The 20827-nt window shown below is 50.0% G+C and carries 16 protein-coding genes; 10 read left to right on the forward strand and 6 right to left on the reverse strand.

The features are described from left to right. Complete coding sequence (gene xylF / locus ACRDCA_RS22975) at positions 1–999, reverse strand: D-xylose ABC transporter substrate-binding protein (protein ID WP_438691604.1); 999 nt, start codon at positions 997–999, stop codon at positions 1–3. Between the two features lie 391 nt (positions 1000–1390). On the opposite strand from xylF, the gene xylA reads away from it, so the two are divergent. Then, positions 1391–2710 (forward strand): xylose isomerase, encoded by a 1320-nt coding sequence (gene xylA, locus ACRDCA_RS22980; RefSeq protein ID WP_438691605.1) that lies wholly within the window; start codon positions 1391–1393, stop codon positions 2708–2710. 48 nt (positions 2711–2758) lie between these two features. Then, positions 2759–4219: a xylulokinase gene (xylB, locus tag ACRDCA_RS22985; RefSeq protein WP_438691606.1), complete on the forward strand. Its 1461-nt coding sequence runs from the start codon at positions 2759–2761 to the stop codon at positions 4217–4219. A 64-nt stretch (positions 4220–4283) separates the two neighbouring features. Here xylB and ACRDCA_RS22990 read toward each other — a convergent pair whose 3' ends face one another. Further along, the gene (locus ACRDCA_RS22990; protein ID WP_438691607.1) at positions 4284–5312 is read right to left on the reverse strand and encodes a virulence RhuM family protein; all 1029 of its coding nucleotides are present in this window, start codon (positions 5310–5312) and stop codon (positions 4284–4286) included. A 272-nt stretch (positions 5313–5584) separates the two neighbouring features. Between ACRDCA_RS22990 and ACRDCA_RS22995 the strand changes: the two genes are divergently transcribed. The 8 genes from ACRDCA_RS22995 (at position 5585) to ACRDCA_RS23030 (ending at position 14306) form a co-directional block, all read left to right on the forward strand. Beyond that, positions 5585–6211, forward strand: a complete 627-nt coding sequence (locus ACRDCA_RS22995) for a DNA-binding protein (RefSeq protein WP_438691608.1) — start codon at positions 5585–5587, stop codon at positions 6209–6211. A gap of 696 nt (positions 6212–6907) precedes the next feature. Further along, positions 6908–7183 (forward strand): hypothetical protein, encoded by a 276-nt coding sequence (locus ACRDCA_RS23000; RefSeq protein ID WP_438691609.1) that lies wholly within the window; start codon positions 6908–6910, stop codon positions 7181–7183. A 7-nt stretch (positions 7184–7190) separates the two neighbouring features. Then, entirely contained in the window at positions 7191–7907 is a 717-nt protein-coding gene (locus ACRDCA_RS23005) for a DUF4123 domain-containing protein (protein ID WP_438691610.1), read from the forward strand. 21 nt (positions 7908–7928) lie between these two features. Continuing rightward, on the forward strand, positions 7929–9035 hold the full coding sequence (locus ACRDCA_RS23010; protein WP_438691611.1) for a hypothetical protein: 1107 nt from the start codon (positions 7929–7931) through the stop codon (positions 9033–9035). Positions 9036–9056: 21 nt separating this feature from the next. Beyond that, positions 9057–12920, forward strand: coding sequence for an RHS repeat-associated core domain-containing protein (locus ACRDCA_RS23015; RefSeq protein WP_438691612.1), 3864 nt, complete (start codon positions 9057–9059; stop codon positions 12918–12920). 2 nt (positions 12921–12922) lie between these two features. Beyond that, positions 12923–13255 (forward strand): hypothetical protein, encoded by a 333-nt coding sequence (locus ACRDCA_RS23020; protein ID WP_438691613.1) that lies wholly within the window; start codon positions 12923–12925, stop codon positions 13253–13255. Positions 13256–13806: 551 nt separating this feature from the next. Next, the gene (locus ACRDCA_RS23025; RefSeq protein WP_438691614.1) at positions 13807–13923 is read left to right on the forward strand and encodes an HNH endonuclease; all 117 of its coding nucleotides are present in this window, start codon (positions 13807–13809) and stop codon (positions 13921–13923) included. Between the two features lie 2 nt (positions 13924–13925). After that, entirely contained in the window at positions 13926–14306 is a 381-nt protein-coding gene (locus ACRDCA_RS23030; RefSeq protein WP_438691615.1) for a hypothetical protein, read from the forward strand. 272 nt (positions 14307–14578) lie between these two features. On the opposite strand, the gene ACRDCA_RS23035 is transcribed toward ACRDCA_RS23030, so the two are convergent. Genes ACRDCA_RS23035 through ACRDCA_RS23050 form a run of 4 tightly spaced genes read right to left on the reverse strand, consistent with a single transcriptional unit; the run spans position 14579 to position 20797 of the window. Next, complete coding sequence (locus ACRDCA_RS23035) at positions 14579–15703, reverse strand: HNH endonuclease (protein WP_438691616.1); 1125 nt, start codon at positions 15701–15703, stop codon at positions 14579–14581. Then, a complete protein-coding gene (locus tag ACRDCA_RS23040) occupies positions 15703–17475 on the reverse strand; it encodes a restriction system-associated AAA family ATPase (RefSeq protein ID WP_438691617.1) in 1773 nt (590 codons plus the stop codon). Before ACRDCA_RS23040 ends, ACRDCA_RS23035 begins: the two co-directional genes overlap by 1 nt. Next, positions 17472–19142: a restriction endonuclease subunit S gene (locus ACRDCA_RS23045; protein WP_438691618.1), complete on the reverse strand. Its 1671-nt coding sequence runs from the start codon at positions 19140–19142 to the stop codon at positions 17472–17474. Before ACRDCA_RS23045 ends, ACRDCA_RS23040 begins: the two co-directional genes overlap by 4 nt. Then, on the reverse strand, positions 19139–20797 hold the full coding sequence (locus tag ACRDCA_RS23050; protein WP_438691619.1) for a type I restriction-modification system subunit M: 1659 nt from the start codon (positions 20795–20797) through the stop codon (positions 19139–19141). The genes ACRDCA_RS23045 and ACRDCA_RS23050 overlap by 4 nt, the downstream gene beginning before the upstream one ends. Between the last annotated feature and the right edge of the window lie 30 nt (positions 20798–20827).

Raw genomic sequence — 20827 nt, forward strand, 5'->3', positions numbered from 1 at the left:
TTATTTATCCAGATCGGCTTTTTTATGGAAACCATCGGCAACGATGGTACTGTCGACATTGGATTTATCGACCGAGATCGGCGTCAATAACCAGGCGGGAACCTCTTTACTGCCATTATTTAATGTGGCGTTGGATTTCGGCTGTTCACCACTGCCCAGTTGGACCGCAATATCGGCGGCCTCATCGGCCAGCTTGCTGATCGGTTTGTACACGGTCATGGTCTGGGTACCGGCGATAATGCGCTTCACCGCCGCCAGATCGGCATCCTGCCCGGATATCGCAACCTTGCCCGCCAACCCTTGTGCGGCCAGCGCCTGGATCGCGCCGCCAGCGGTCGCATCGTTGGAGGCCACCACCGCATCAATGTGGTTGTTATTGGCGGTCAGGGCATTCTCCATGATTTTCAACGCATTTTCCGGCAGCCAGGCGTCCACCCACTGGTCGCCGACCACTTTTATCTTGCCGCTGTCGATCAATGGTTGCAGCACGTTCATTTGCCCCTTGCGGAACAGCTTGGCGTTATTATCCACCGGGGAACCGCCCATCAGGAAGTAATTGCCCTGCGGCACGCGCTGCACCAGGCTTTGCGCCTGCAACTCACCCACTTTTTCATTATCAAACGAGATGTAGAAATCGATATCGGCGTTGTTAATCATGCGGTCGTAGGCCAGCACTTTAATGCCTTCGCGCTTGGCTTCGCTAATCACATTGCTCAGCACCTGCCCGTTGTAGGGAATGATCACCAGCACGTCGACGCCGCGATTGATCATGTTTTCAATCTGCGCCATCTGGGTTTCTTCGTTGCCGTTGGCGGATTGGACGAACACTTTCGCACCCAGCGACTCGGCCTTGTTGACGAAGATATCGCGGTCTTTCTGCCAGCGCTCCAGGCGCAGATCGTCGATCGCCATGCCGATCTTAACTTCTTTACTGAATCCCGGTTGGCTGGCCAACACCAGCATGGCGCAAGCGGAGAGTAACAGGTGCTTTAATTTCATCTTATATACCTTGTTTATATAACCCATAATTTTTCAGTGGGTATGCGTTGTAGGGGTAATAATGAAACAGCCGGTTATTGATTAACGACCAACGGATTGTTGTCGCTTATTTGCACTTGGGCAATTACTGATTTTTACCCACCAATTATGATTTTTGGTTTAATGTTGGTTTTATGATAGCGATCATGTTTTAGCCATGTAAAATTCCACCACTGCAAATGAAAATGTCTGTTTCACAGCCGCTTAGCCAATTAATCGCTAATATGAGATCTACCGCACATTTAATAATTCTTTGAATTTGAGTGTGAAATAACGTAATTGTGACCGCCGGTTTGAACTCCTAGGATTAACGCATCCCGTAAAGCCGGGCCCCGCTACCAAGGAGTTGAGAATGCAATCCTATTTTGATCGGCTGGAACAAGTTCGCTACGAAGGCACCAACAGCAATAACCCCCTGGCGTTTCGCCATTACAACCCGGATGAGATCATCCTGGGCAAACGCATGGCCGAGCATTTACGCTTCGCCGCCTGCTACTGGCACACCTTCTGCTGGAACGGCGCAGACATGTTCGGCGTTGGCGCGTTCGACCGCCCTTGGCAACAGCCGGGCGACGCCCTGGGGCTGGCAAAACGCAAGGCTGAGGTGGCATTCGAATTCTTCCACAAGCTGAACGTGCCGTTCTACTGCTTCCACGACGTGGACGTTTCGCCAGAAGGCGCTTCGCTGAAAGAATATCTGAACAACTTTGCGGTGATGACCGACGTGTTGGCTGAACAACAGCAAAACAGCGGCGTGAAACTGCTGTGGGGCACCGCCAACTGCTTTAGCCACCCGCGCTACGGTGCCGGTGCAGCCACCAATCCGGATCCGGAAGTGTTCAGTTGGGCCGCCACCCAGGTTTATACCGCCATGAACGCCACTCAACGGCTGGGCGGGGAAAACTACGTGCTGTGGGGTGGCCGTGAAGGTTACGAAACCCTGCTGAATACCGACCTGCGCCAGGAACGCGAGCAAATCGGCCGCTTTATGCAAATGGTGGTCGAGCACAAACACAAAATCGGCTTCCAGGGCACGCTGCTGATCGAGCCTAAACCGCAAGAACCGACCAAGCATCAGTACGATTACGACGTTGCCACGGTGTACGGCTTCCTGAAACAGTTCGGGCTGGAAAAGGAAATCAAGGTCAACATCGAAGCCAACCACGCCACGCTGGCCGGCCATTCGTTCCACCATGAAATCGCCAGCGCGATTGCGCTCGGTATCTTCGGATCCGTCGATGCCAACCGCGGCGATCCACAGCTGGGCTGGGATACCGACCAGTTCCCGAACAGCGTGGAAGAAAACGCCTTAGTGATGTTCGAAATCCTCAAAGCGGGTGGCTTCACTACCGGCGGCCTGAACTTCGACGCCAAGGTCCGCCGCCAGAGCACGGATAAATACGATCTGTTCTACGGCCACATTGGCGCAATGGACACCATGGCCCTCTCGCTGAAGGTGGCCGCGAAAATGATTGAAGACGGCCAACTGCACCAACAGGTGGCCAAGCGCTATGCCGGTTGGAGCGGCGAACTGGGCCAACAGATTTTGCAGGGCAAACTACCGCTGGAAGCCTTGGCGAAGTATGCCGAACAGCATAATCTGGCACCGCAGCACCACAGCGGGCATCAAGAGAAATATGAAAATCTGGTGAACCGTTACCTGTTCGGTTAATGGGTAAGCAGCGGCGGCTAACCCCGCCGCTCAGCAAAAGGAGCCCCTATGTATATCGGCATCGATCTCGGCACTTCCGGCGTAAAAGTCATCCTGCTCGACGAGCAGGGCCAACTGCTGGCCAGCCACGGTGAAACACTGGACATCTCCCGCCCAAAGCCGCTGTGGTCTGAACAAGATCCGCAGGCCTGGTGGCAGGCGGCCGATAGCGCCATGCTGGCGCTCGGCAAACAACACGCCCTGCAACAGGTGAAGGCCATTGGCCTGACCGGCCAGATGCATGGCGCCACCCTGCTGGACAAACGCCAGCGGGTGCTACGCCCCGCCATCCTGTGGAATGATGGCCGCAGCTTCGAACAGTGCCAGGCGTTGGAACAGGCGGTGCCGAAATCGCGTGAAATCACCGGCAACCTGATGATGCCGGGCTTCACCGCACCCAAACTGCTGTGGGTAAAACAACACGAACCCGAAGTTTTTGGCCAGATCGATAAGGTACTGCTGCCGAAAGACTATCTGCGCTGGTGCATCACTGGTGAGTTCGCCAGCGATATGTCGGATGCGGCAGGCACGATGTGGCTGGACGTCGCTGAACGCGACTGGAGCGACGACATGCTGGCCGCCTGTGGGCTAACGCGCGAGCATATGCCAGCACTGTTTGAAGGCAACCAAATCACCGGCCAGATCCACAACGAACTGGCACTACGCTGGGGCATGCAGCCAGTGCCAGTGGTGGCAGGAGGCGGCGACAACGCAGCCGGTGCGGTGGGCGTCGGGCTGTATCAGGCCGGACAGGCAATGCTATCGCTCGGCACTTCCGGGGTTTATTTCGCCGTCAGCGACGGTTTTCTCAGCAACCCGGCCAGCGCAGTACACAGTTTTTGCCACGCGCTGCCCAATACCTGGCACCTGATGTCGGTGATGCTCAGCGCCGCCTCCTGCCTTGACTGGGTGTGCAAGCTGACCAACGTTGACAGCGTCGCCACGCTGCTACGCAACATCGAGCAGGCAGAGCAGGCAGAGCCGGCGGAAGCCCCGCTGTGGTTCCTGCCCTATCTTTCCGGCGAGCGCACGCCACACAACAATCCGAATGCCAAAGGCGTGTTTTGGGGGCTGACCCATCAGCATGGCCCGAATGATTTGGCCCGTGCAGTGTTGGAGGGCGTAGGCTTCGCATTGGCAGACGGCATGGATGTGTTGCACGCCAGCGGCCTGCAACCAACCAGCATTACGCTGATTGGCGGCGGCGCACGTAGCCCATTCTGGCGGCAGATGCTGGCGGATATCAGCGGCCAGCGGTTGGAATACCGCACTGGCGGGGATGTTGGCCCGGCATTGGGCGCGGCACGGTTGGCGCAGATTGCGTTAAATCCGCAGCGTTCGCTGGCTGAGCTGCTACCCGCGTTGCCGCTGGAACAAGTCCATACGCCGGATGCTGAACGTCATCGGCAGTATGCTGAGCTGCGGGAGACTTTCCGGCAGTTGTATGAGTGTTTGCTGCCGTTGATGTAAGAGTTGTGGTTGGAATAGTGTTTACTGGTGCCCCCGATGATTTGCAGTTTGGGGGCATTTGAGGCTAGTTGTTGGTAGTTGTTTTCCACTGAAGCAAACTGGCGATATCCTTTTCTCCCTCAGCTTCTTTTAAGCGGCGCTGCTGCTCGGCAAACTGGACGTATTCCGCCTGTGCTTTTGCATCTGCCGTTTTCTTGCTGACCGTACCTGCGCCCTGTAACACATCGCGATCGTTGAATTGCAGGAACTGGTCCAGTTTTTCCTGCCAGTCACGCAAAAACACCTGCTGGCGACGCCGGGCCTGATCTTCGGCAAAATCCAGCCACATGTTGACCACGCGGTTGAGTTCGCTGACTTCGCCCCGGTTGAGGTAGTTTTTCGCCACCGTCACATCGCTTTTGCGCACCTCTTCTCCTTTATAGCTGCTCAACCCCATATGGGGCTGGCTGGCATCGGCACGCTGATGGATAAGTTCGGCCGCAGTATGACCGGTGCAGGCAAAATGCAATTTGTTCTGGATGGTTTGAAAGAACAGCGTTGTCTCTTTGAGGGAGGGCTGGTAGTCGGCGGCTAGCGCAAAGATCTCCCGAACCCGCAAATATACCCGGCGCTCGCTGGCGCGGATATCGCGGATGCGCTCCAGCATCTCGTCGAAATAATCTGGCACTGCGGATGAGCCAACAGGCGGGTTTTTAAGCCGTTCATCGTCCATCACGAACCCTTTGATCAGGTATTCCTGGAGCGTTTGGGTGGCCCACTGGCGGAATTGGGTGCCTCGGGTGGAACGGACACGGTAGCCAACGGCGAGTATCATCGGCAAACTAAAATATTGAACCTGATAGTTTTTTCCGTCACTGGCAGTTGTTCGGTAAAACCGAACAACTGAATTTTCGACCAGTTCGCCGTCTTCAAAGATATTTTTGATGTGTTCGCTAATGGTTGCTTTAGCTTTGCCGTACAGCTCACACATCATTGCCTGAGATAGCCAAAGAGTGTCGCTTTCAAAACGGCATTCAACGCGAACACTTCCATCGCCACTAGCGAACATGACAAATTCGCCTGCCGGGGATGATGTTAGGTTCTCATCTGCCATACCGCCTCCGTTTTTAATCTGACTTACAACGCTGTAATGCGCTTAGTATGCCAGATATACATGTTGAAGCTCATTACACGAATGGCGTTTATTTTGTAGGCAGACCTGCCGTTGGTACGGTGTATTCCCTACGTTGCGGAATGACTGCATATAGCGCCTGCCTTGTATATGCATCGGGCGCTGTGCGCCACCTCACTACCATCAACAAATTGGCTTCCGGTTATCGTAGGCTGTTGATAAAGTCTCCGATGGGTAGGTGAAGGGAAACTAGCATGGCCGAACGTATTGATTACCAGATTGAAAAATACAGTTTCGCGGAAGTTAATCAAACACCGCGCATTACGCAGCAGTGGACTGAAGTCATCGAAGAATGCCGCCTGGCACAAGCTGGAAGTATCGAGCGCCTGCGTATCGCTTTGCTGAATGTGGATTATGTCACCAGCTTTGAACTGCCTTTTCGTTTGCTGCTGGTGCGCGCCCCGCAACTGATTGCCGGGCTGCGTGATGAACTGCAACTCAGCCAGAAAAACGTCGTGTTTAACGGCAAGCGCTTTGGCTGTGTTTACAGCGTAAAGGCTGATTTGAGTAAGGTGCCGGATGAATTTCAATACCGTCTGTCTACCCGTATTCGCCGAGAAGGAGCGTCAGGTGATACCGCAGCCCCTTACCGGGAGATTGCCAAGGAAATAAAAATGCCGCGCGAGAGGCTTAAACAGGCGCTGGAGAACGGGCTGGCGGTAACGGCGCTGGATGGCCTGTTTTGGTTTGGTATGCAGCGGATCGCCGCCGATGTGGCAATGCTCAGAAAAAAGGGGATGCGTATTGCGACTTCAGAGGTCCAGGTGTGGGATAGTTTCACTGCTACTCTTCGGCGTGTGCCGGTATACCAATGTGCCTGATGCGCTCATTGCTATTTTCCTTTCCCGGCGTACTTTTTTGAGCCATGCAAGCACTTATGAAGACACGTATTCATTTGTCGCCGCACAAGCCATCGCCGACCCAATACACCCTTGTAACAGTTAGAACGATTACAATAGGGAGAGCAGGTGCTCCCTTCCCAATATCTACACGTCACAACACTAAAGGTGAATAGCGAGATCTGCATCAATGGCCCAGACTGCCCCCAAAGCTTGGTTTCCCTCACATTGCACACAATATTCATTAGTAACGATTACCTTTCTGCTTCTTTCAGCCTAAAACATCCTGTAATCTGATAAGAAAATGCCAAGTATGAAGGATATATGGCAGGGAATGCCGTGATCTTATAAGGTGACAACACCTTCCATGGTGACGTGGTGCTAAAGGGATCGCCAGTCATGTAAGTTCAGGGAAAAAGTGCAGCACTTTTGTGGCATCAGGTGACCTAGTAGCGTCTTTCTCAATTGTGACTATTCAGCCAACTGTACAGATGGCGAGTTGCTTTTGGCCCCTAGAAGGGATGAGAACTGCCTGTCGAACTGATTTTATTAATTCACAACATGAATGTAATGCCTGATAGCTATATCACCAAGTGCTAATCACTTCGCCCGCACGGCAGGGTAGCAAGATAATGGACAGTCCCTTGATGGATTAGGACACAGGGAGCAAGGATTGCAGTGACCACCTCAGACCGCTTTCAACAAAACACATCACTTTCTGCCTGGTTGCGTATACCGCCGAACGGCAGGGAATATGCCGTCAGCTATGCGGATATAGCGCTGTTGTCGCGTATCTTGCCAGAGCAAGGCAGGGGCGCCCTCTCAACATTCTTTTTATTGACCATTTGCTACGGGAGCCAGTTGAGCGCCCAGACATCACTTCTTCTGGCTATTACCGTCAAGTTTATTCGACAGGCCATGGCCAGTTTACGAGCATTTTTTAATCAAGGATAAGATGAATATGCCACACCGCTTACAGGACTGGTTAAGAGACACGGCCGGAACACAGCTGTACGCCATCCTGGCTAATACCAACGGCGCGGAAGGTATCAAAGCTTACTACCGGGAGGATGGCAGCCGCACGCCTTATGGGCTTTACGCCAACACACCGTATGCCAACTGGTTTGAAGTGATGCCAGTGATGGTGCAGCTCAATGAAGGCAGTCCGTTCCTGCGCTGGGTAGCAGAAACCCCTCTGCGTAACTGGGGCTGGCTGGCGCGTTCGCCGCTACCGCAGACCACTATCTCGGACCATCTTGCGGGTTTGACCCAGGTGATCCTGCCGGGAGGTAAAGCGGTGTTTTTCCGCTATTGGGATGGCCAGTATCTGCCAGGCCATCTGGATTATTACGGCGACCAATGGCGCGAAATTTTGCCGGTGTTCTCAGATTACTGGATCAATGGTCGGGCATTCACCTGCCCGGTTATCCCCGATGCGCCGGTTCAGGCATTCCCCTGGTGGCACGTCCCGCAAGGGGTATTGGATGCGTTGCTGGATGAAGAAGTGTTGCCTTTGGTGCTTAACATCCGCCAGACCCTGCAACAGGATTACCCCGATGTGGTTGCCCGTTGGCCCAACGCGATACTGGATAAAAAAATACGCCGCCTGCTGACCCCGCAGCGCCGTCGCGATCCCCAGATCCTGGCAGAGATCCTGCGGACCCTCGAAGAATCATAATTACCAAGGAGAACCGATATCATGGATTACCCTGTTCAACAGGTTCGTACCCAGGAAGAGTATAACCGCCTATTACGCGGGGAGTCGCCGCCGAAACCGACCCCGGCCGACAAAGAACGGGATTTTCAGCGCATCCTGTCTGAATTCAAAGATGTGATAAAGGACTACAAAACTGCCAATGGCCACTGGTTATACGGCTCCATGCTGAACATGAAGCAGCAATTTATTATTGGTGATATGCAGCGTGAATCTGCGCCTCTGGAAAACAAGCCGGTCAATATCGCCATGACCTGTAGCATTGAACCCACAGACATTACCATTACCCACGGTTTTCGTTCCACCAAGTATATTCCGATACCCCAGGCGAAATACACCTTGGTCAAACGCCCGGTGGTGATAACTCAGCAACGTTCCCAAGATTACCCGGCAGCCCTTTCTGGACCCCCTTCCAGATATGGGGATACCAGTAAAGATAAAGTTGTCTCCCAGAACAATTTTGATGCGCAGGGCAAGGCCGTAGTCACCATACCGTCCTGTGAAGCCGGTTATCAGTATCATCTGCTGGTCAATACCGATATTACTGATAAAGACCGGGATGCACTTTATGCGGCCTATCAGGAAACGATTGACAAATATGCAGCCTGGCTGACCACCACATGGAATACGCAGCAGCGAGCGGCCTGGCAAACTTATCTACAGAACGGGGGACTCAGTCTGGCGGAGACGGCTAATGCCTTTCTTGACGGGATGGTGTCACAGCTCAAGCAACTGTATGACACGATCAAACAGGTCTGGTTATGGCTCAGCGATGTGGATAAATATGCCGCTAAATTGGCCGAGTTTATTGGCCCTGAAGGGATTGAGAAACTGAAAGCTCTACCCGGGAAGGGGGCTAAGGCTTTAGGGGATACCCTGACGCTGCTGAGTGATGAAATCCTCGTTTTCATCCTGATCGACGCGCTCTACTGTTATTTCCAACTCCTCACTCCGCAACAAATTGTTAATTTTGTCGCCGATGCCTTTGGCAGCCTGTTGGTGATGATTGTGCTGTATCTGGTACTGCCTCCAGGAATGGGACAGATGGTACTGACGGGTGTGGACAACATCAGCATTATGGTCCCGGCATAATAAGAACAAGGAACGTTAACGATGGCAAAAATATTCAAGAGCGCAAAGGCGGCAGCAGAAGCCAAAGGCATCATGGCAAATGTGAGAGAGTTATTCAGCCTGGCCAAAGTACCCAAGGGGTACGGTGTGTTAGCCAAACCCACGGTGGTCGCCAAGTTTGATCCGAAGTCGCTGCTTACGGTGCGGCAAAATCAGTTGGGCAGGCTTCAGCACCAGACTTCGCTGGAGCTCTCCTATCAGAAGTCGGCCCACAAAGTCGGGATTATCAAAACGGAACCCAACGCCAATGCCAGCGCGGTCACCCCCAATGGCAAACCCACCCAGGCCGTCGGTAATACCAAAGTTGATGGCGAGCCGGTATCCATGTTCTCCGGCGAAGAATTGCTGACACTGACAGATTTCACCCTGCCTGGCGTCCTCCCCTTTGCCTGGCGGCGGCTCTACCGCACCAGCGCCGTGGAGCAACGTAGCGGTATGGGGCCGGGCTGGGCTCATAGTGCCTGCCCTTACCTGTTCTTTGGCCGTGACAGTCAGAGTCAGGAAGAAATTGTCTGGTTCTTCGACGATGAAAACAGCGCCACCCGCTTCCTGCTCCCCACCCAGGAAGCACCGGTAGTCACCAACCGCGCAGGCGGCGGGGTGATGAGACTGAAACTGGATGAGTTCGGCAATGAATACTGCGTCCAATTCACCGAGGGACAGGGGACTTACCATTTCCTGCGTGACGGCGACATGGCCTGGTTGCGCTGTATTCGCGATCGCCACGGCAATTCTGTAGACGTCAGTTACGACAGTGAAGGGCGTCTGGCTACAATCGGGCACGACGAAGCCCGGCTCTGTTTCAGCTATGACGACCCCGCTTACCCTAAAGGGATCAGCCAGGTGCTGTTACAGGCTCGCAATCCCGCCAGAACCAGTGCAGAGACACATTGGCAGCCCGGTACGCTGGTAGCGCACTACCGTTACAACGAACACCAACAGCTGATTAGTGTTGCAAATGCCGCTGGCGACATTGAGCATTATCACTACCGAGAAGACCACGTGATCCTCTGCCGCACACTGGCGGGCGGTGCAGAATTTCATTGGGAGTGGCAAGGTGAAGGCAAAGACGTTCGCTGTCTACGCCAGTACGGCAACTTTGGCCAACTGGATACATATTACGACTGGGACGAGGCCAATCATAGCGTCACGCTAACCCGTCAGGATGGTAGCCAGCAACGTTACCGGCACTCGGCACAGGCACTGCTGTTGCTGGAGAAAAACGCCGACGGTGCGGAAACCCACTACGAGTACAACGATGACGGTGCCTGCATCCGAGTCACCGATGCACTGGGGTATCACACTGACTCGGTATACGATGATGATGGCACATTGCAGTGTGTTATCACGCCCGATGGCCAAGTCACCACATTTGACTGGCTGTATGACAGACTGTTCAGCAAGACGCTGGGGGACGGTGACAAGGCGCAGACCTGGCGTTATACCTACCATCTCAACGGAGCATTAAAGAGCGAAACCGGCCCGGCAGGAACCACCACCCACTACAGCTACACGCCGCGTGGGCAGGTCAGCCATATTCGCTTTCCCGATGGCAGCGAGCAACATTTGCAGTGGGATACGTTGGGGCGTTTGCTCAGTGACAGTTCGCCACAGGGCCGCCTCCAGATGCGCTATCAGGGGCTACAGACTCAGCCCTGCGAAGTGGAAGAGAACGACCAGATCACCCGCTACCAATGGGATGAACTGGACCGGCTGATAAAGATCACCCATCCGGATGGCAGCACCCGGCAATATCAGTACAATGCCTATGGCAAAGTGACGCAGCTCACCGACGAGGCGGGCCGCGTGACTCAATACCACTATGCAGCCCCCCTGCATCTGCTGACCGAGAAACGTCTGCCGGACGGCGGTAGCCTGCGTTATCGCTACGATAACGTACATCTGCAAGTCAGCGAGATTGAGAACCAACACGGTGAAAAATACCGGCTCGGTTACACCGGCAGTGGCCTGCTGAGTGAAGAGATTGGCTTCGACAACGTCAAAACCACCTATCACTACGATGCCTGCGGTCGCCTGAGCGAAAAGCGCGAATACGGCAACGACCACCAAAGCCCGCCCCTCATCACGCAGTACCAACGCGACCCGATGGGCCGCCTGACGCGTAAAATCCTGCCCGATGGCAAAGAGGAAGAATACCGTTACGACGAGGCAGGCCGCCTGAGTGAGGTATTGGACGGTGAAAACCCGTTAGCCTGGCAATATGACGAGGCAGGACGTCTGGAGGCAGAACACCAGTCCTGGGCGACAATGCGTTACCGCTATGACGAAGACACCGGACGCCTGACCGGCATCAAACAACCCAACGGCCAGTGGCAAGAGTTCCACTACCAGCACGGCAAACTGCAAGCTTCCAGCCTGGAAGGTCAGCCGCTGACGGCGTACGGCTACGACCATCACCAACGCCTGCAACAACTGCGCCAGGGCAACCGGCTGGTCAATACCTTCGGGTATGACCCGTTGGGTCGATTGAGCCAACACAGCCTGCTCGAGCCGGGAGCCATGCCGGAAGACGATCGGCTGCACTGGCAGCAACAGTATGCTTATCAGGCGGATGGTGAACTTACCAGCATTGACGGCAACGATGCGCGGCAGTATCACTACAATGCCATCGGGGCGTTGACCTCGGTCAGCTACCTGAACCCGCAGTCAATCATTCCCCCTGCCAGGCAACCCGTTCACCGTTTTCCGCAGTTTCAACCCGCCGCCAAGGCAAAGGAACAGCACCACGCCAACCCGAACGAGAGCTTCCGTTGGGATGGCCGAGGTAACCAGGTCAGCGATGTCCAGCAGCACAGCGCACCGGGCAACCGACTGGCGTTTTATGCCGATCGCCATTTTGAGTATGACCGCTTCGGTAACCTGATTACCGAACGGCGCGGCAAAGACCATAAACTGATCACCCGCTATGAATATGACTGCCGTCATCGCCTAATCCGTCACGAAACCCCAGACGGCAGCGTTAGCACTTATACCTACGACGCCTTTAACCGCCGCTTGAGCAAAATCGTCAACGGCAAGCTGATGGAATTTGTCTGGCGTGGCAATCAACTGGTGGCAGAAACCGATGGCAAGGGCTATTGGCAGAGCTACCTGTATGAGCCGGGCAGCTATCGCCCGATGGCGCTGGTGGTGGGAGAGCCTTCACGGGATCCGCAGGATAAGCCCCCAGCGATTTACTGGTATCAGAACGACCATTTGGGTACCCCGCACGAGCTGACCGACTGGAAGGGTAACCCCGTCTGGAAAGGTCGCTTCAGCGCCTTTGGTCAGATGCGGGAAGAATGGCAGGCAGAAGATGCCAGCGCCATTAACCAACCGCTGCGTTTCCAAGGGCAGTATGCGGACAAGGAGAGCGGGCTTTATTATAACCTGAACCGATATTATGATCCGGGAATTGGACGGTATCTGACGGCGGATCCGGTAAAACTCGATGGCGGGCTTAACTCTTATCAATATGTTGATGGGAATCCGGTTCTAAATATTGACCCATTAGGGCTGAAAGGAATGCCTGGCTCGGAAACTCATCCCACAGGGGACCGAGCGCCTGAACCTATACCTAAAGTTGATACTGCTGAACCAAGTATTATCGAGGTAAATCCCAAGATTCTCGTTCCTACACAAGGTAAGGATGAAATGACTGGTTCGGTTATTAAGAAAGTCAAAAAAAGTATTAAAAATGATGGATTTGACCATAGTAGACCTATTGATGTCTGGAGGAACCCACTGACTAACAGGCTTGAAATACAAGATGGTCATCACCGCACTGCTGCAGCATTGGAGCTAAAATTAGATAAGGTTCCTATTAGAGTATGGGGCGAGGATTAACAATGAGGTATAAGTCTTTCTATATTTTGCCTTCAATGGCTAAAAAAACGTTATCAGAACATGGATGGGATTTTGAGTCTAAATCGAGGCTGCCTGAGCATTTAGAAAGCGATCTTGTTATTGCTTTAAATTTAAACTTCATTGAAAGTTACTCAGGGGTGAATGATTACAAAGGAGATGGGTTTAAGGTGACATTTATAAAGGATGATGACTCTCACATTGAAAGCATTTATTTTAGGGTTTACCATTCCGGACTTAGTGAGTTAGTTGAACTTGTATCTTCGCTACTTGAAAAGTATGATTTCATGGAAGTATTCGTTCCATCATTTAAATAATGGATAACCTGGGAGGATAGTTAATTCCTCCCGGGTTACCCATCAACAGAAGTAACTTAAAATGTCAGCGTGATAATATAGGCTGATTTTTCTCAACAAGCTATTTTTCAGACTTCCAGTCTTAGCGGGTTTACACTCTGATGAAGAAGCGTTAAGTGGTCATTCTGAATGAGCCATAACTACTGGTAGTTCTAAAAATTAACACGAGGAAAACAAAGTAAATATTGATAGGCTTAACATTAACAATGGCGGCACTCCTACCCCCGGGTTTAATGGAGATACTTCATTTTTTTCAAAATTGAAAAGGTCATAGACTTTGAGTTGCCAAGTAATTACATCGAAATGTTACAGAAACATGATGGCGGGCATCCTGAGTTAGATACTTTTTTTCTTACGCTAATTCCCTGGAAGAGTTTATTGATGGCTTAAATATTGACCCTGACTATTTGTGATTTATCTTCTCCTCAACTCTTTAAAATAAGTTGAGGGGGAATTTTCTCATCAGAATTTAATGCTGAAAATTGTCTTAAATAAAGGTCTGGAAACCTAAAGTGCCTCTTTACACGTTGCATCATCATCAGAGTGTAGGCCGTATTCAGTTAGTGCTGACAGAAGTCCATAGTCAAACCACACATATTGATGGTGATAAAATTATTATATGGAAGTAACTATGATTGCTGGATTAAATAAATATAGTTATGATGTTATAGGGTTTGTTATTGCCTGTCTATATAGCGGCGCAATAACTGATGACGATTTGAAAAAATGGTCTGAGAATGTAATTAGAGATAATGATGTTTCTGAAACTCCAGACTATATCTTCGAATTAGTTGATTTTGATGGAGATAGGCTTAATATTTTAAATCTAATCGGTTTTCCATTTGAATGGAAAGCTAGTAAGTCTCAAAGAAATGCTTTGTATGGCATAGCACTTAAAAGAGGCGAGGATTTAGGTGATGACTGCACTCAAAGCGTTGCAATGAAATCTCTCGAGAAACACCCTGAAGTAGAGAATAGGTTTAGAGAAACCTTCCCATTTATTTATTTTTAAATCATGCCCTGCTCTTATTTTATAATCTTAGTTACTATCACTTTTTTATTATCATGGTTAGGCTTCCCATTGGCATTGCTTGAAGAGCAACACGCATTCGACACACAATCCTATGTCTATTATTTACGCTCGCAGAGTGACTGGACGGAAACATCTCTTTACGAAGCTGAATTTATGAACGAGTGGGTCGAGAAATTACGCAAAAAAGCATAGCGCGTTACCGGGTGAACTGTACCACTACGGCCAGGATGGTGGTGGAAATGTGGCACAGTTCATTTATCTTGCCACCCTGTTTCATCAAAAATCCCGACGTTTTTACAAGCTTGTAGAAAGCCATATTTCAGGAAGTTTTCGTTTGAATAAGGAGAGTTATCTGTATGGCGAGCAACAGCACACAGGTAAGCTTCAGGCTTTCGTCCATCCGTACCGCTTGATTCCTCATACCAACGCCATTCATCTAAAACTTGTACGAGCCAATCTTTCGAATCTGCGCTGCAAAGCTTGGCGCGATAGCGTTCTTCGATACCATAAACATCCTCCCAAGTAGCGATCTGCTCACTCAGTTCAACTGGGCCAAAACTGAGATCAATATTTTCTGGCTTCAGGTTTTCATAATCGGCGTGACGCAACGTGACTTGCAGATTAATTCGATAGGATTCAGTTGAAAACGGGTAAAACAACTTTCGGCGAGCCTGTTGACCACAAGGATCTTTGGGGGTTAATGTAACATCCTTTCTACCCTTATAGCTGCTGTTACAGTGGTGGCAAGCCGGAACCAAATTTCTAAAGTTGATTGAGTTGAACGGATAGATCGCTTTCGGTAGATAGTGGTCGTAAGCCTCGCGCTTACTGTGATCTTCACCTAATAAGTCATTAATACCACAGAAAGGACATTTACCTTTATTATTGGTACTTACAAATTTTTTATAATGTTGAGTTATTTGACCTATTTTGACTTTAAGCTCTTTTAGATCCAATAACGGATCACCATAGAGCGCCATGAAGAATGACTTTAATAGTTCGCTCAATACAGGGGTATCTAAAGTCATCTCATCATAGCGTACCAACTGTGTTGTGGGATCATTTTTGCAGATGTTTTCAAGATTATTGTTACCTAAATACCATTGCTTGAACTGATTTATTTTATTCGGTGAGAGCTGCTCGAATTGCTCATAGATGGCGCGAACATCTTGGTAAAATTTTTTCCCTCGATTAGCCACTTTTGCCGAAAAGCCAAACTCAGACATAATTTCCTTGAGCTCTGGTTTAGCATCGAAAAGATCGGGGTGAAACTCTAAACCAATTGGCGCCTGGCACCACACTTCAAAGAAAATGAAGTCGATGAAATCCTGCATCTTTTCCATCTGATGTGGCACATAGATGTAAGGAAACAGCATCAGCCTTGCTCCTCTTCGCTACTGGACTTGTTACGATCTAGCATCGCCTTAACCAACAGTAGTTTTTCTACCGAGTCACCAAGCTCACGATCCAGTTCAGTAATCAATGTTGAAATATCTTCACCTTGCTCAAAGCGTGCCCGTAGCGCGCCAAGCAAGATTTGAGCGTGACCACCGATAGTTTCACGCTTACCGAAAGTGGTCATTGTGATTTTATTGATTGACGCCCCCAGTGTGTTGTACTTGGGGTGGGTAATGCTCACAGTGCGGGTTTCGCTGTTTTTGTCAAACACCAGCACCTTGTCCCGTTTGCTGTCTGAAATCAGGAACGGCGAGTGGGTAGTGATCAACATCTCCTGGCTTGTTTCACTCTCTTGTCCTTGCAAGCAATTACGCAGACTACTGATAAAGCTGGCACGCCATGCCGGGTTGAAATGGGTTTCCGGTTCATCAAGCAAAAACAGACTGTTGGTGCCGCGAAACAGTAAACATACCCCCAAGCTGTGTAATAACTGGTGTTCACCATCCGACAGCTCCTTGAGCAACATGGGTTTTTCTACCCCTTGCTTGGTGAAGTAAAAATGTTTGAAGCGCATAATGCGCTCATCTGAGGCCAGCGTGGGGACAGTTTCACTCACATAATGACTTGTGGAACGATAGATATCGGCCTTTAAGTTGTCGCTCACCGAATACAAATTCAGCATCAGCAAGACCTGCAACGCCTGAAAAAAAGCTAAAGGTGAATTATCAAAGTTGTTGCGAAATGCCTGTCTAGTTGCTTCATTGACCCAATAATCAAGGATCAATGTATCTGTAGTCTCATCCTGATAGCTCAGTGTGGCGCAACGTTTGAGCTTTTCAATGATAGATGAACGTTCATCTCCCTCCAGCAGGTGCAAAAGATTGACGGTATAGGTGGCCGTTTCTTCATTTAAAAATATGGCTGGGTTGTCTACAAAATAGCTATGTGTTGAATATGCCTGCACAGCGTCATCGTCTGAGATTAATTTACTTGCTTGCTGGATTGGCACCTCAATGCTCCGTTTGAGGATAATGCGAAACTCCCTCAGCGCTTCTATGCCCACTTCTTGGCGAAAAGGTCGTAGCGTAGCCTCATCCTGAAACAGCAGATTACACAGCAGGATAGCTTGGCTAAAGCCATTGTCCAGATACGCCAGCCGTGTATCCGGATACCCCGGGTAACCCAACTGTTTGGTCAGCGCATTCCAGTATTCGTCGTACTGCACAAAGCGCAACTTGAAAAACGGCAGGCTGAGGATTTCATTCTCTCCCGACGAGTAACCCAGCACATACTGTGGCAATAATATGTCAGTATGATTACCCTGATCTGCTATAGCGTCAAAGTCACTCTGGTTCTGCCACTGAATATGTATGGGTTCGCCAGAATGTTTCCTAACACACACCTGCGCCCATACCGAACGGTCAGGGAGAAGATATTGCTCTGGCAAGCGGATCAGATAGTCCAGTTCAAACGCGACCGGTGAAAAATCCTGATCTGGATCCTGCAATACCTCAGGCAGAAAGCTGCGGCGGACACGCAAGATTTCGAGCTGGAAAAAGATCGCCGCCAGCACCTCCAGTAAATTGGATTTGCCACTGCCATTAGGACCAGCACACACAAAAGGAGCAAACTCTTCCGGCTGGGCTATTTCATCCTGTAAGTTCCACTCACTACGAAAATGGTGTTCAAAACCGCAGGGCAGGCTGCGAAAACCATCTGGATCAGTGATTTTGAGGCGCAACAGCTTCATGTCGATACAGCCTCGGGTTCAAGCTGAACACAATGACCAGCATCATCCAATACTTGAGTCAGCGTACCTTCTTTAAGCGCTTTGAAAACCCAGCCTTTGATAAAATCGTAGTCGTTAGCGTCTAGCTTGATCTCATCGTTGGGGTACAGTTCATTCAATAGGGCTTTATATTCTACAGAGGTGGTTTCGTCTTCTATAACCACTCGAAGCGTATCCGTTAAGCGGGTTTGCGCTGCTGCCATCAAATGTTGCAATGAAAATGAAGTGCTACCCAGTTGGTCGCTGTAGGCTTTTAGCCATTGGATGAGCACTGTCTTGCGTGCTTCGGTGTTATCCAGGGCAATGGGCAGACTGTCGATATCAGGCAGCCCAAATTCACATTCCTCCTCAGGGGAATCTTGCATCACTTGCACTAACGCTGTTTTTTCCTCTTCAGGTTCTATGCTGGGCAAAGGAATGCGGGATAAATCCAGCTCACCCTTAAACGCTTTTTGGCTCAATACGCCGTAAAGCGCCTCGAGATCGGTAAGGCTTTGCTGGTACGTAGATTTCAAAGCATCTACAGAGGTATGTATTTTTGCAAATTCATCTTGCAGCTCTATTGGAGGTCGCTTGAGCTTAGTTTCTTTGATTAAGCCAAGGTTCAGGCCACTCATAATGGCTCCTCTATTCTTACTTCGGAATTGATTCAAAATAAACGGACTGGAATGGATCGAGTAAGATAGGAACAACGGATTCGCGATTTTTCTGTTCAGAGTAATTGCTGCCAAGTGCTTTGTATTGATAGCTAGCGGAATATCGTCAGGAATTACTGCTGAACGCCCGATAGTTCCCATAATAGTGACAATGACATCCCCAGGGTAAATACGATAACTTTCAAGTTCTTGATATTTTTCATTAGTAATGAATCGAGGCTCACCCCATGCAAAATGATTCCGAACAGCGTTATCAATACCCAAAACAGCTACTTCGCCTTTCTCTGTAAATTCGCTGTGTAAAAGATTTGATCCAAAAGGCCCTGTTCTCATCGCACCTTTGTGTTTAGCAGCAAGCTCTCGGATCTCAACTAAAGGCCAGATGTCGTAATCTTGATTACTTGGCCCAAACATCTCGAAAAACACACTTTTGAGCAGTTCATCAAGCTGTTGTAGATATTGTTTGCGACTTGCAATCAATTGTTCCACTTTGCCGAGTAGATGGGCAATGCGGATTTGATCGTTGAGGGGGGGGACGGGGATTAGATGATTTTCCAACCATCTTGAACTTAAATTTAACTGCGCAATGCCATTGGCATTTTTTATTGCCTGCTTTTCAAAATAATCAGAGTTAACATATTGAAAGATGAAATCATCATCTATTTCTCTAGATTGTGTTCGAATTAAACCAACCCGTTGGTTTAGAACAGCAGGTAAATGTATTTCTTGAATTCTCCCTACTCTACCAACATTTCCTGTCAATGAAATTAATATATCCCCAACCTTAAGCTTAAAATTATTTGCTTCGTCAGCAATTTTTTCAGAAACAAATTTGGGATCATCGTCAACAATAATACCTTTTTGTACATTTGTAATACGAATGACTCGATAACCAGATGATACATAATCATTACTTTTGAAAGCATATCCATTTTTTATTATACAATGCGATGAAAGTTTAACTTTTTTCATCCCAACATCCCCTTTAATTCCAGCAGTTCACGCACAATACCACTTTGTACCTTATCCAGATCGGCTTCGCGAATCTCCCCCACCTCAGCCTGAATCAACCGATCCAGAATTACTCCCGGCGCATCGTAAGTCACTTCCTCGAACACATCCTGTTTGTAGCGGGAAAGCGAAAGATCATAACCTTGTTCTTCGATCTCGGTACGGGGTACGGTAAAGCACTTGGCGGTGCGGTCAGTATCGATGGCCGGATCGCGGGCGTGATACTTATCTATAATGTCTTGCAGATCGCCATAGCCTTCTTCCTTGTCACGCTTGTCGTTTAGTGAATAACCATCCGCGAGCATTTCATAAAACCACACGTGCTCGGTAGCCGGTTTTTTTACATTATCTTTGGCCCCCCACACCTTGGTAAACAAGAGAATAGCGGTACTGACCCCGGCATAAGGTTTAAACACACCGCTAGGGAGAGTAATCACCGCTTTAAGTTCGCAACGATCCACCAGTAACTGGCGTAGCGCCTTGAAAGCAGCACCAGAGCCAAACAGCACCCCCTGCGGTACGATCACACAGGCAGTCCCCCCTTTTTTAAGCAGACGGTAGATGTTCTCTACAAACAGCAGTTCGGTTTTGGTGGTGCCCAGGCGTAGGCTTTCGTTAATGTCCCCCTTATCGATGCTGCCAGTAAAGGGAGGATTAGCCATCACAATGTCATATTTAGCCTCTTCTTTAAAACCCTTACTGAGAGTGTCCTGATAGTCAATTTGTGGCTCGTCGATACCATGCATCATCAGGTTCATTAGCCCTAAGCGCACCATGGTCACATCAATGTCGTAACCCCAAAGCGTGCAGGAGAGAATGGTTTTCCTTTTTAAATCGAGCCCTGCAGCAACCGAGGTACGCACAAAACCATCCTCATCAGGTTTGATGTCAGTAGTGCCGTCTCTGATAGCCAGTTGCGTAACTATATATTGGTAAGCCCCCAGTAAAAAACCGCCGGAGCCACATGCTGGATCGATAATGTGCTGACCCAATTGCGGTTGCACCAGTTCAGTTATCAGCTTGATAATATGACGTGGGGTGCGGAACTGACCGTTTTTGCCTGCGCTGGCAATTTCGGATAGCAACATCTCATAGACATCCCCCTGGATATCCTGAAAGGCTTGGCCATTCACACGCGAGTCACGCTCCATCACCGCAAAGATTTCATCGATGGTCTCCACTGCTTCCGCCAGTAGCTGTGGCTTGGGAATGATAAACACCGCATTTTTCATATGATGGGTAAAATTGCTTTCCGCGCCGTTCAAATCCTTGATGAAGGGGAATACGTTGTTCTGCACATGCTCCAGCATCTCCTCAGCAGGTTTGTGTTTGAAATCCCCCCACCGTAGGCTGCTCTTATCTACAGGGCGCTGTTCCACCTGCGGACGATTACGCTCTTCAGGGCGGATCCAGACTCCTTGGAACTTGGAAGTATATCTTTCACCGGTAAACTCTGCGTCAGCCTGCTGTTTGAGATCCAATTCATCAAGCCGTTTCATAAACAACAGATAAGTGATCTGCTCAATAGCAGTGAGCGGGTTGCTGATGCCACCACTCCAGAATTTGTTCCACAGTTGGTCGATCTTACTTCTGAGTTCAGGATTGTTTTGCAGCATGGGCTGGACTCCTTGATGTTATGTTGTGGC

The organism is Serratia sp. (in: enterobacteria) (assembly GCF_051654945.1).
Lineage (GTDB): Bacteria > Pseudomonadota > Gammaproteobacteria > Enterobacterales > Enterobacteriaceae > Chania.

What these genes read in the sequence shown, in the direction of transcription:
- xylF (WP_438691604.1), bottom strand. Translation starts at nt 999, where the DNA reads ATGAAATTAAAGCACCTGTTACTCTCCGCTTGCGCCATGCTGGTGTTG.
- xylA (WP_438691605.1), top strand. Translation starts at nt 1,391, where the DNA reads ATGCAATCCTATTTTGATCGGCTGGAACAAGTTCGCTACGAAGGCACC.
- xylB (WP_438691606.1), top strand. Translation starts at nt 2,759, where the DNA reads ATGTATATCGGCATCGATCTCGGCACTTCCGGCGTAAAAGTCATCCTG.
- ACRDCA_RS22990 (WP_438691607.1), bottom strand. Translation starts at nt 5,312, where the DNA reads ATGGCAGATGAGAACCTAACATCATCCCCGGCAGGCGAATTTGTCATG.
- ACRDCA_RS22995 (WP_438691608.1), top strand. Translation starts at nt 5,585, where the DNA reads ATGGCCGAACGTATTGATTACCAGATTGAAAAATACAGTTTCGCGGAA.
- ACRDCA_RS23005 (WP_438691610.1), top strand. Translation starts at nt 7,191, where the DNA reads ATGCCACACCGCTTACAGGACTGGTTAAGAGACACGGCCGGAACACAG.
- ACRDCA_RS23010 (WP_438691611.1), top strand. Translation starts at nt 7,929, where the DNA reads ATGGATTACCCTGTTCAACAGGTTCGTACCCAGGAAGAGTATAACCGC.
- ACRDCA_RS23015 (WP_438691612.1), top strand. Translation starts at nt 9,057, where the DNA reads ATGGCAAAAATATTCAAGAGCGCAAAGGCGGCAGCAGAAGCCAAAGGC.
- ACRDCA_RS23020 (WP_438691613.1), top strand. Translation starts at nt 12,923, where the DNA reads ATGAGGTATAAGTCTTTCTATATTTTGCCTTCAATGGCTAAAAAAACG.
- ACRDCA_RS23030 (WP_438691615.1), top strand. Translation starts at nt 13,926, where the DNA reads ATGATTGCTGGATTAAATAAATATAGTTATGATGTTATAGGGTTTGTT.
- ACRDCA_RS23035 (WP_438691616.1), bottom strand. Translation starts at nt 15,703, where the DNA reads ATGCTGTTTCCTTACATCTATGTGCCACATCAGATGGAAAAGATGCAG.
- ACRDCA_RS23040 (WP_438691617.1), bottom strand. Translation starts at nt 17,475, where the DNA reads ATGAAGCTGTTGCGCCTCAAAATCACTGATCCAGATGGTTTTCGCAGC.
- ACRDCA_RS23045 (WP_438691618.1), bottom strand. Translation starts at nt 19,142, where the DNA reads ATGAAAAAAGTTAAACTTTCATCGCATTGTATAATAAAAAATGGATAT.
- ACRDCA_RS23050 (WP_438691619.1), bottom strand. Translation starts at nt 20,797, where the DNA reads ATGCTGCAAAACAATCCTGAACTCAGAAGTAAGATCGACCAACTGTGG.